This window comes from Asticcacaulis sp. AC460, from assembly GCF_000495795.1.
Lineage (GTDB): Bacteria > Pseudomonadota > Alphaproteobacteria > Caulobacterales > Caulobacteraceae > Asticcacaulis.
This window is the reverse complement of the sequence record NZ_AWGD01000015.1, coordinates 153,326-164,943: the sequence shown is the minus strand read 5'-3', so window position 1 is coordinate 164,943 and position 11,618 is coordinate 153,326. Positions and strand designations below refer to the sequence as shown.

Here is an 11,618-nt window from a genome sequence, read left to right as displayed (position 1 = left end):
GACCGTCCTCAAGGGGACCGCCCACCGTTCAATCGCGACCGTCCGCAGGGCGATCGTCCGCCGTTTAACCGAGATGCACCCCGTGGTGATCGTCCGCAGGGCGACCGCCCGCCGCGCGATCCGAACCGTCCTTACACCCCGCGTGATCCCAATGCGCCGCCGCGTCCGCCGCGCGATCCGAACGCCCCGCGTCCGGACCGTGGCGAAACCGTGCGCTACAGCGCCAATTCGCCGCGTCCGCCCCGTCCGGGCACCGGTGCTGCACCTAATGCTCCGGCGACGCCGGAAGTCGACCGTATCCGCTCGTCGCGCGGCGCGGCCGGTCCTGTCAGGGCTCCGGGTAGCCGGGACGATGATGATCGTGGCGCCGTCAAGCGCGGCGGCAAGGCCGCCCCGACCAAGGCTGTCTCCCAGACCCGTGGCGAGCCCAAGCGCCGTGAAGGCCGCCTGACGCTTCAGGCCGTCGTCGGTGACGATGAGAACGCCGTCGAACGCATGCGTTCGCTGGCCTCGGTTCGCCGGGCCCGTGAGCGTGAGCGCGAAAAGCGCAAGGGTCACCAGGTCGAACAGGCCCGCGTTGCTCGCGAAGTCATCATCCCGGACGTCATTACCGTCCAGGAACTGTCCAACCGTATGGCCGTCCGCGCCGTCGACATCATCAAGATGTTGATGAAGCAGGGCATGATGTTGAAGATCAACGACGTTATCGATACCGATACCGCCGAGCTGGTGGCCGAGGAATTCGGTCACACTGTCCGCCGCGTGTCGGAATCCGACGTCCTGGAAGGCTTCATCGACGCCGAGGATCACAGCGACGACACCCAGCCGCGGCCTCCGGTCGTGGCCATCATGGGTCACGTCGACCACGGCAAGACCTCGCTGCTGGACGCCCTGCGTTCCACCGACGTGGCTGCTGGCGAAGCCGGTGGGATCACCCAGCATATCGGCGCTTACCAGGTTCGCCTGTCCAATGGCGAGCGCGTCACCTTCCTGGATACCCCGGGCCACGCCGCCTTCTCGGCCATGCGTGCCCGTGGTGCCAATGTGACGGATATCGTGGTGCTGGTCGTGGCGGCCGATGACGGGGTCATGCCCCAGACCATCGAAGCCATCAACCATGCCCGCGCCGCCAAGACGCCGATCATCGTTGCCGTCAACAAGATCGACAAGCCGGGTGCCAAGCCGCAGAACATCGTCAATGAACTGCTGCAGCACGAAATCGTCGCCGAAAGCCTGGGCGGTGAAACCCAGATCGTCGAGGTTTCGGCCAAGACCCGCCAGGGCCTGGACAACCTGATTGAAGCCATCCTGCTGCAGTCGGAAGTCCTGGACCTGCGTGCCAACCCCGACCGTACGGCCGAGGGCGTGGTCATCGAAGCCAAGCTCGACAAGGGCCGTGGTCCGGTGGCGACTGTCCTGGTCAAGCGCGGTACCTTGAAGCGCGGCGACATCGTCGTGGCCGGTTCCCACTTCGGCCGCGTCCGCGCCCTGATCAACGAGCGCGACGAGCAACTGGACGAAGCCGGTCCGGCCATGCCGGTCGAAATCCTCGGCCTCAATGGTGCGCCCGATCCGGGCGAAGCCATCGCCGTGGTCGAAAACGACGCCCGTGCCCGTGAGATCACCGAGTACCGTCAGCGTATCCGCCGTGAAAAGCAGGTTGCCCCGGTCGGTGCGGTCTCGCTGAGCGACATGATGAGCCGCCTGGCCGCCAACAAGGTCAAGGAACTTCAGCTGATCATCAAGGCGGATGTCCAGGGTTCGACCGAAGCCATTGTCGGCTCGCTGGAAAAGATCGGCAACGAAGAGGTGCGCGCCCGCATCATCCATTCGGGCGCCGGTGCCATCACCGAGTCCGACGTGCAACTCGCCAAGGGCTCCAACGCCCCGATCATCGGCTTCAACGTCCGTGCCGGCAAGCAGGCACGCGACCTGGCCGAACGCGAAGGTGTCGAGATCCGTTACTACGCGATCATCTACGACCTGCTGGACGACATCAAGGGCGTCCTGTCCGGCATGCTGGCGCCGGTTCAGCGCGAAACCTTCCTCGGCAACGCGGAAGTGCTCGAAGTATTCGACATCTCGAAGGTCGGCAAGGTCGCCGGCTGCCGGGTCATCGAAGGCAAGGTCCAGAAGGGCGCTCGCGTCCGGATCGTGCGCAACGAGGTCGTCATCCAGGAAATGGGCGTGCTCTCCACGCTCAAGCGCTTCAAGGACGAGGTCAACGAAGTCGTGGTCAGCCAGGAATGCGGTATGTCCTTCGGTCCGTTCCAGGACATCAAGCAAGGCGACCTCATCGAGTGCTTCACGGTCGAAGAGATCAAGCGCACGCTGTAATCTCGACATCGTTCAGATGTTTATCGGCCCGGCTGCAAAGCCGGGCCGATTTCGTTTTATGGCTACTCGCGCGTTTCGCGAAATAGCTGGTGGAATCGCAAATTGTCCCTGAAATTAGGCCAAACGCATCGATCAGGGGGCTGTCTTGCGTCACTCGAACTCCGGCGATGTCCTGGCGCGTCTGGCCCGGGACATCACAGCGCTTTGTTTGAAGACGGAAATCGCCAACCTGCAGGGTTGCGCGAAGCGTCGCGATGATCATGCCGCTCTGCGCATGCTGGACGCCGTGGCCGGCCTGCGCTGCGACATCGCCGTCCGCCCGGCCCTGACCGAAGTCGATCACGCCCTGTGCTGGCTGGAAAGGCTGCTGGAAGAGCAGGTGGCGCACCTCAGTCCGCAGCGGCGGCGACAGCTTTTGACACGGCGCGGCAAGGCGCCCGACAGTCTGGCGCAGATCCTCCGCCCGGCCCTGGCGGCGGGCCTGATCGGGGCGATCGCCACCCCCGCCGCCGCCGACCTGGCCTGCGACACCTCCGGCGCGGTGATCGTCTGCACGGCGACCCTGACTCCGCCCGACGGCACGGTCGGGCTGGAAAAGACAACGACCGCCGATGACGCTTCTTCCGGCAGTGACGGCGGGCTCTATGTTTCGGCCAAAGACGGCGATGACGGCGATACCGGTGAGGCCATTACCATCACCTTCAACGGCGAAATCACCACGGTCGACGCTCACGGCATGAAGGTCGGCACCGTCGGCGGACTGGGCGGCAAGGGTGGTGACGGCTATCTCGGCGCGTCGTCGGGTGACGGCGGCCGCGGTGGCCGTGGTGGTGTCATCACCATCACCAATAACGGGGTCATCACTGTGGCCGGCGACAACGCCAACGGTGTGGCTGCGGTCAGCAGCGGGGGCGACGGCGGCACGGGTGGCGGCGACATCGTCTCGATCGGCGGCAATGGCGGTGAAGGCGGCCAGGGCGGCATCGGGGGCTTTGTCGACATCACCAATTACGGCGCCATCATCGCCGAAGGCAGCCAGTATGCCGGCGGTATCGTCGCCCAGAGCCGGGGTGGCCACGGCGGCGGCGGCGGTGACAGTGTCGGGTTTGCGTCCACGGGCGGCGAAGCCGGGCGCGGCGCCGATGCCGGGACCGTGTGGGTCGTCAACTACGGCCGGATCGAAAGCCATGGCGCCTATTCCAACGGCATCCTGGCCCAGAGCATCGGCGGCTTCGGTGGCAGCGGCGGCGATGCGTTCGGGATCGCCATCGAAGGCGGTGACGGCCGCACCGCCGGCAACGGTAATGTGGTAATTGTCCAGAACGGCGGTCAGATCGAAACCTTCGGCGACCATTCCGAAGGCATCCTGGCCCAGAGTATCGGCGGCGGCGGCCATGGCGGTGACGCCAGCGGCTTTGCCGCCCTGGGCGGCTATGGCGGGGCCGGCGGCCTGGCCAGCGACGTCTTTGTCCGCAGCAGCGAGAGCATCGTCACTCACGGCGACGACGCCTCCGCCATGAAGGCACAATCGGTCGGTGGCGGTGGTGGCGACGGTGGCCGCGGCATCGGCGTGGCGGTCATCGGCGGCCAGGGTGCGGGCGGTGGCAATGGCGGTACGGTCAATGCCGACATCAGCGGCACCCTGCTGACCGAAGGCGACGATTCCGCCGGCATCTGGGCCCAGTCGGTCGGCGGCGGTGGCGGCTCCGGTGGCGGAACGATCAGCGGGTCGTTATGGGCCGGCTTTGCCGTAGGTGGTTCTGCGGCCAAGGGCGGTGACGGCGCCGGGGTCTTCGTCAACGCCCTGACCCATGAGACTTCGCCGGAAGGCCATATTGTCACCAAAGGCGACCGGGCGTTCGGCATCTACGCGCAATCCATAGGTGGTGGTGGCGGGCACGGCGGCTACGCCATCAGTGCTGCCCTGGGTGTTGCCGGCAGCGCCAGCGCGGCCGTAGGGGGAACCGGTGGCCAGGGCGGTGACGGCGGGGGTCGCGGGTTTCGACACCTATCAGTCGACCGGAAAGTCCGCCGTCACCGTGAATGCCGGTATTTCGGTCGAGTCCGACGACCCGTACGGCCCGCGCGGCCGGGTGAGCTACGAACACTATGAAAACAAGGGCTTCCGCTCGGACGGCGTCGCGATCAAGCTGGTCAAACCGTTCTGAGAAAAAAGTTTGCGTCTGAACGAATATGAATGTCCGGCTCAACGGGCGTTCAGGTTGAGGGGTTTATAACGGTCTTCATCAACGGCACGGAATTCACTTAATCCCCGGCCGGTTCATTGAAAGGAGACCAAGTTATGAAGACCTTGATCAAAACCACCATGGCTGCGGTCATCTCGTCCGGCCTGATCCTGGGCGCTGTCGCCGTCCCCACCGCCGCTTCGGCCCGTCAGTCCTATGTCTGCCAGGTCGAAAAGAAGGAAAACGCCCAGAAGGGTATGATTATCGGCGCCATCGCCGGCGGTCTGCTGGGCTCGCAGGTCAGCAAGAATGAACGTGGCCTGGGCGCCGTCGGCGGCGCGGTTATCGGTGGCGTCCTGGGCCGCAGCCTGGGCGAGGACAAGGGCAAGTCGAACTGTAAAAAGATCGAAGCCCAAGCCCGCGAAACCTACGGCAACCGCCGCGTCGACCGCTACCACAGCTATGACGATCGCCGGTATGACCGTGGGTATGCCTACGGATACCGTTAAGATTAAAGGGTTTGGTTAACCCCGCATTACCCGCCGGTAGGGCCTCCCCTGCCGGCGGGTATTTCATGGTTAAGGCTTATTAATCAATGTTGATGTTCATGCAATCCGTTGCGTGGAGATTCGTTCGCGATATAATCAAGCGTTGATCAAAATAACATCGTTCTGATGAATCCAGGGTTGTTTTTACCGCGCCGACTCGTCGTCCGGCAGGAATCTCCAGGTTCGCGGTCTCGCCTATAGGCAAACCGGGATGTGTCGTGTACACCGCGCGCGACTCAATTCCTCCCCCAAAAAACGCCCTAGGATGCCATAATGCCTGTCGCGCCCGACTTCCCGCCCGCTCCCGATCTCGTTGCCCCCAAACGCGCCCTGATTTCCCTGTCCGACAAGACGGGCCTGATCGAAACGGCGACGGCTCTGAGCCAGGCCGGGGTCGAGCTGATCTCGACGGGCGGCACGCGCGCCGCCATCCATGCAGCCGGGTTGGCGGTCAAGGACGTGTCGGAGATCACCAGCTTCCCGGAGATGATGGACGGCCGGGTCAAGACCCTGCACCCCAAGGTCCATGGCGGTCTGCTGGCCTATCGCGATGCGCCGGACCACGCGCGCGCCCTCGATGAGCACGATATCCTGCCGATCGACATTGTCTGGATCGACCTCTATCCGTTCGAGGCGACCGTCGCTTCGGGCGGTGGTTTCGAGGCGGCGATCGAGAATATCGATATCGGCGGTCCGGCCATGATCCGCTCCTCAGCTAAGAACCACCCCTATGTGTCCATCTGCGTCGACAAGGCCGGCATGGACCAGGTCCTGGCGGCGATTGCCGAGCGCGGCTGCACCGACCTGGCGTTGCGCAAGTCCCTGGCGGCCAAGGCGTTCGCCCGCACGGCAGCCTATGACTCGGCCGTGTCGTCGTGGTTTGCCGGACAGCTGGGCGATGACTATGCCGAACGCAAGACGGTCGGCGGCGCCCGCCTGCAGACCATGCGTTATGGCGAGAACCCGCATCAATCGGCGGCCTTCTACAAGACCGGCGAGGACCGCCCGGGTGTCGCCACCGCCAAGCAGCTTCAGGGCAAGGAACTGAGCTACAACAATGTTGCCGACACCGATGCGGCGATCGAACTGGTGGCCGAGTTTGACGCCCCGGCCTGCGTCATCGTCAAGCATGCCAATCCGTGCGGCGTGGCAGTCGGCGATGACCTGACGGCGGCCTATCGGCGGGCGCTGGAATGCGATCCAATCTCGGCGTTTGGTGGCATCGTCGCGCTGAACCGCCGTCTGGACCGGGCTACTGCGGAAAAGATCGTCGAGATCTTCACTGAGGTGGTGGTGGCGCCTGAAGTCGATGAGGACGTCATCGAAGTCTTTGCCGCCAAGAAGAACCTGCGTTTGCTGGTGACCGGCTCGTTGCCGGATCCGCTGGCCGGCGGTCAGGTGTTCCGTTCGGTGGCCGGTGGCATGCTGGTGCAATCGCGCGATACGGCGCGGATCACGGCGGCCGACCTGAAAGTGGTAACCCAGCGTCGGCCGACTCCGACCGAAATCCAGGACATGCTTTTCGCCTTTACCGTGGCCAAGCATGTCAAGTCGAACGCCATTGTCTACGCCAAGGACGGTCGCACCGCCGGCATCGGTGCCGGCCAGATGAACCGCCGGGATTCCGCCCGCATCGCTGCCTTGCGCGCCAGGGAAGCCGCGGAGGGCCTGAGTTTAGCTGAGTCGCTGGCGACCGGTTCGGCCTGTGCGTCGGAAGCCTTTTTCCCGTTTCCCGACGGTCTGTTGGAAGCCGCAGCGGCGGGCGCCACGGCGGTTATCCAGCCGGGTGGCTCGATGAACGACAAGGCGGTGATCGAAGCCGCTGATCAGGCCGGCCTGGCTATGGTGTTCACGGGCGTGCGGGTATTCCGGCACTAAGAGGAAGTAAGGTTGACCACGGAAGGCCCACGTTTCCAGGCCTTCCGTGGTAAAACCTTACTTAGGCTCCGGATACGCGCCTGTCTCAATGCTGCATATTGGCGCGGCCGACCGTACCGATGTCGGGTTTGTCGCCGGTCACCAGCGCCTTGAGATAGCTGACGCTGCGCACCACCGCATTGGGTGCTTCCCAGAATTCGGCGGTGTTGGCGTCGAACCGCAGCAAGGTGAGGTTGGGGTCGTCCTTGCCCTCCGGAAACCAGATCTTGGCATAGTCGGTCCATAGCTCGTCGATCTTGGCGCGATCGTCGACCAGGGCCGCACGGCCCGTTACCGACACATAATTCATTGCCTTCGGATCGGCATAGGTCAGCAGGGCGTCGTGATCGTCGCGGATCTCGTCGGCCTTGCGAGAGTGTTTGCCGGTGAAGAACCATAGGGTGCCATCGAAATCGTCGGTTTCCAGCGCCATCATTGGACGGGCGTGGGACTCATGGCTGTCCTCATCCCAGGTGGCCATCATGGCGACCTTGATATCCTTGATTAGCGTCCAGATCTTGGCGCGGGCTTCATCGCCGTACAGCGTATGCATAAGAGACTCTCCTGATTTTACAGGGAGTTTCCTTCAAAACGACGTAAGGAAGCGATAAGCGCCGCCCCTGCCGAAAATAAGAAGGCTACTGCACCGACACGGTGCGGCTGTAACGGCCGCCGCCGGCCGCCACGGTGCGCAGTTCGACCGAGCCCTTGACCTCGACCGGCGCACTGTAGGTTTTCCAGGCCCCGCCCTTCATCCGGTACTGGATGGTCAGCCCGCCATAGGGAAGATTGGCCTCCAGCACCCCGCCATTGACGCGCGCACCCGGTACCGGCACGCGGTAACGCACCCCGGCCTTGTCCAGCGCGGCCAGATGTGGCTTCAGGCGGGCATTGAAGCCTTGCCAGTCGCTGAGCAGGGCGGCGTTATCCACCTGACCGCCACCCCAGCTGTAGGACTTGCCGGCGACATAGGCCGGTTCCCACGATCCGGTGTGCCAGGCCCGTTCGGCCAGGGCGATGACGCGCGGATACAGCATGTAGTCGGCGATCTGGGCGCTGCGTACGCCCTCGCTCCACAGTTGGCCCTGGATGCCCGTGATCCGGCCCTGGCCGTTCAGCGGCACCGGATCGGCGATGGTGCCTGGCGTATTGGGCACGGTCTTCATGACCTCGGCATTGGCTGCCAGGTTTTCCGGCATGAAGACGAAGACCTTGTACAGGTCGGTGGCGCGTGACGCCCAGTCATAGCCGCGTTCCTTGGGGTCGAAGGCATAGGGCATGTCGAGATACATGACGTCCGGGGTCGACATTACGACATCCCAGCCGCGGTTGGCATGCTCATAGGCTTCCTTGCTGCCGCCGCTGAACAGTCCACCCCAGGAGTTGGACTGTACAGCCTTGGGCATCTTGGCCGGGTCGACATGGCCCATGCCGTCGCTCCACCCGGCCGGTTCGATGCCGCGGGCTTCCAGGATGGCCGAGACCTTCTGGATAAAATACGGCGTCATCTTTTCATGCGTCAGGCCTTGGGCCTGCATCAGGGCCTGGCAGGGCTTGGAGTCTTTCCAGGCTCCGGCGGTTTCGTCGGCCCCGATATGGTACAGTTTCAGCGGAGCGCCGGCGGCATTGTGGTATTCGGCGATCGAGTCGATGACCTTTTCGATGAAGCTGTAGGTCGACGGCAGGCAGATGTTCAGCGTGTTGTCGTTATAGTGCTGGATCGAGTCGTAGACGGTGGTGTCTTCCGGATCGATCAGGCGGTAGCGCGCGGCGTCCTCCGGCTTACCCTCGGCGATCAGCCGGCGGGCGCGGGACTCCATGGCGCGGGTGGCGGCGCGCGAATGGCCCGGCATGTCGAAGGACGGAATGACCGTGATATGGCGGGCCTTGGCGGCCATGACGATCTCGATATAGTCCTCACGCGTCAGGTAGCCGTCGGAATAGCCCCCGCCTTCGGCCAGGCCGCCCAGTTGCGGCAGCAGACACTTATCTTCCGCCGGGTCGTGGCAGCGGTGACCGCCGATATCGGTCAGCTCGGGCAGGTCGGTGATGGCCAGGCGCCAGCCCTCGTCATCGCCCAGGTGCAGGTGAAGCTGATTGAGCTTATAGGTCTCCATCCGGTCGAGCATGCCCAGGATATAGGCCTTGCTCTGGAAGTTGCGGGCGACGTCGATATGCAGGCCGCGGAACGCAAAGCGCGGGGCGTCCGTGATCTCCAGCGGCTTGAGGCGGCCGTTCTCGAATACCGCCTGCTGGCGCAGCGATTCCAACGCATAGGCGGCGCCGGCGGCATCGCCGGCGGTGATGGCGATTTTCCCGTTCTGCGCCGTCAGGTGATAGGACCCCGGCTTGCCCGAAGCGGCGTCGATCGTGATGGCCACCGGCACGCCGGTCGTGCTCAGGCGCAAGCCCGAGGTTTCCAGGTCGGCCACGGCGGGGCGGACATCCGACAGGTTGGTGTTGATGTCGATCTTCAGTCCGGCCTTCAGGTTCAGGGCTGCACCGTCCAGGCGTTTAACAGATACCGGCGTTGGCAGGATGATGAACTCCGGCGCGGCGACGGTCGCTTCGCGCTGGGCGGTCTGCTGGAAGAGGCGTTCCGGCGTCATCCAGACATTGGAATCTTCGCTGCCGAGTTTGGCTTCGTCGGTCAGGGGCGTGTGGAAGGGCAGGATTTCTTCGCCCGTCTGCGGATCGACAGCCGGACGGGTCGCGGCGATGGTGCGTGCCTTCAGGCCATCGGCGGCGATATAGGCATTGGGCATGATCTTGAAGGCGTTATACCAGCTGCCGTCGGCGTGGAACTTCAGGCTGTAGGTGGCGCCGGGCTTCAGCACCGCACCGGGTTTCGGCGTCAGGACATAGTTGTCGCCATTGATGTGCTTCAGGTCGAAGACGTCGCTGTCCAGCGCCTTGACCGGCATGACGAAACCGACATGCAGGCTCCAGGCGCCTTGCGGTACCGTCTTGGGCACGGTGAGCTGGATCTCGCTGACGAAGCCGCCGGGGGCCTTGTTGTCCAGAATGGTGAAGCGGTAGCCCAGGTTTTTGGCGAAGCTGTCGATCTCGGCCTGGGTGGCTGCCCAGGTGGGCGCAGTGAGCGCTGTCGTGGCCAGAAGCGTCAGGCCGGCGAAAAGCGTGTTGCGGACGATCTTGGACATGCGGGCTTCCCTCTTCGATTTTGTCCGGGAGGTTGGCGCATGGACCGGGCATTGTCAAGGAACGTCACGACCCGTTTGTTACCAATATAGAACCATTGTGGGTGTCGAACCAATCCTTACCTGTGCGGCAACTGTACAAAATACAAGGTTCGGGCGGTTTCTCGGTGAAAGGACTTCCTGCGCCCGGCTATGCCGATTACATACCAAGGCAAATCAATTGTTTGAATCAAAATCGAGGTAATCGGTGTCATATCGCGGGCCGAAACGAAAATTCCAAACGATTAAACCTTGAGTCCATCGTGCCCATCGCCTTTTGCGGCATTTCTTTTGCCAAATTGCATTAAGAAGGTGCGTCAGCGGATATTGGATAGAACCAATTACGGATGACTTTCGGGCAAACTAACAGTCCTGTCACATGGACTCCCTGTTCGACCGGACAGGCCCGGACAACAGAAATGACAGAAATATTAACCTGTTAGGGCGCTTGTACCACGCGATATCCGCGACGCATTCAGGTGCAATATACTGTATAATAAGGCCGTGACGGACGTTGACGGATGCATACCAATCCCGCATAGTAACTTCGTTCGCCGGTGATATCCAATCCACAGGTGAACAGGTCCGCAAGCGTTCCGGCCGCCCGGCAAGAGAACGGACCTGGAGAAAAACCGCCTGGGGAGGCAGACATGTCGTTTATGGAAACCGTAGGCCGGCTTCAGGTCGATGATCCGGCGCCTTTATACATGCAGCTGCAAAAGGTGCTGCGCGACGCCATCGTTGGCCGTATCATCAGCCCGGAAGCCGCCATTCCGCCCGAACGCGACCTGGCCGAGGAGTTCGGTGTATCGCGCCTGACGGTGCGCAAGGCCGTTGACGGCCTGGTCACCGAAGGCCTGATCACACGTCGCCGCGGTGCGGGTACCTTCGTAGCTGCCCGCGTCGAAAAGAGCTTTTCCAAGCTGTCGTCCTTCTCCGAGGACATGATTTCGCGCGGCCGGGTGCCGCATTCGGAGTGGCTGGCGCGGACCATCGGCGCGGTAACGCCCGAAGAATCCCTGTCGCTGGGCCTGTCGCCGGGCAGCCAGGTTTATCGCTTCCAGCGCCTGCGTTATGCCGACAGCCAGACCATGGCGCTGGAATATTCGACCATCCCTGCCTACTGCCTGCCTTCCATCGAGTCGGTGGGCGAGTCGCTCTACGCTGCCCTGGACGCCGCCGGCAATCGCCCGGTTCGTGCCCTGCAACGCCTGCGCGCTGTGTCGTTTTCGGCGGAGCAGGCGCAGATTCTGGGTATTCGTATCGGTGATGCCGGTCTGTTCATCGAACGCCGCGGTTTCCTGCAGGACGGCCGGGCGGCGGAGTTCACCCAAAGCTATTACCGCGGCGATGCCTATGACGTGGTGGCCGAGTTGAATCGCGCCTGATTTGATTTGGAATTGACCTTTGGTCGCATGGACAGTGGCCGAAAT

7 protein-coding genes are annotated in these 11,618 nt (G+C 63.3%); 5 read left to right on the top strand and 2 right to left on the bottom strand.

Features of this window, described 5'->3' with window-relative positions; genetic code table 11:
* Nucleotides 1-495: 495 nt before the first annotated feature.
* From infB to purH, 4 genes are all read left to right on the top strand, one after another.
* Entirely contained in the window at nucleotides 496-2,337 is a 1,842-nt protein-coding gene (gene infB, locus ABAC460_RS33500) for a translation initiation factor IF-2 (RefSeq protein WP_369794090.1), read from the top strand.
* A 145-nt stretch (nucleotides 2,338-2,482) separates the two neighbouring features.
* Complete coding sequence (locus ABAC460_RS33495; RefSeq protein WP_023453034.1) at nucleotides 2,483-4,450, top strand: hypothetical protein; 1,968 nt, start codon at nucleotides 2,483-2,485, stop codon at nucleotides 4,448-4,450.
* Between the two features lie 189 nt (nucleotides 4,451-4,639).
* Nucleotides 4,640-5,032 (top strand): glycine zipper 2TM domain-containing protein, encoded by a 393-nt coding sequence (locus ABAC460_RS0124405; RefSeq protein ID WP_023453033.1) that lies wholly within the window; start codon nucleotides 4,640-4,642, stop codon nucleotides 5,030-5,032.
* Between the two features lie 312 nt (nucleotides 5,033-5,344).
* Nucleotides 5,345-6,949, top strand: a complete 1,605-nt coding sequence (gene purH, locus ABAC460_RS33490; protein WP_023453032.1) for a bifunctional phosphoribosylaminoimidazolecarboxamide formyltransferase/IMP cyclohydrolase — start codon at nucleotides 5,345-5,347, stop codon at nucleotides 6,947-6,949.
* A gap of 85 nt (nucleotides 6,950-7,034) precedes the next feature.
* On the opposite strand, the gene ABAC460_RS33485 is transcribed toward purH, so the two are convergent.
* Nucleotides 7,035-7,541: a pyridoxamine 5'-phosphate oxidase family protein gene (locus tag ABAC460_RS33485; RefSeq protein ID WP_023453031.1), complete on the bottom strand. Its 507-nt coding sequence runs from the start codon at nucleotides 7,539-7,541 to the stop codon at nucleotides 7,035-7,037.
* 85 nt (nucleotides 7,542-7,626) lie between these two features.
* Nucleotides 7,627-10,149, bottom strand: coding sequence for a family 20 glycosylhydrolase (locus tag ABAC460_RS33480; RefSeq protein WP_023453030.1), 2,523 nt, complete (start codon nucleotides 10,147-10,149; stop codon nucleotides 7,627-7,629).
* Nucleotides 10,150-10,835: 686 nt separating this feature from the next.
* Between ABAC460_RS33480 and ABAC460_RS33475 the strand changes: the two genes are divergently transcribed.
* Nucleotides 10,836-11,573 (top strand): GntR family transcriptional regulator, encoded by a 738-nt coding sequence (locus ABAC460_RS33475; protein WP_031236649.1) that lies wholly within the window; start codon nucleotides 10,836-10,838, stop codon nucleotides 11,571-11,573.
* Nucleotides 11,574-11,618 lie beyond the last annotated feature (45 nt).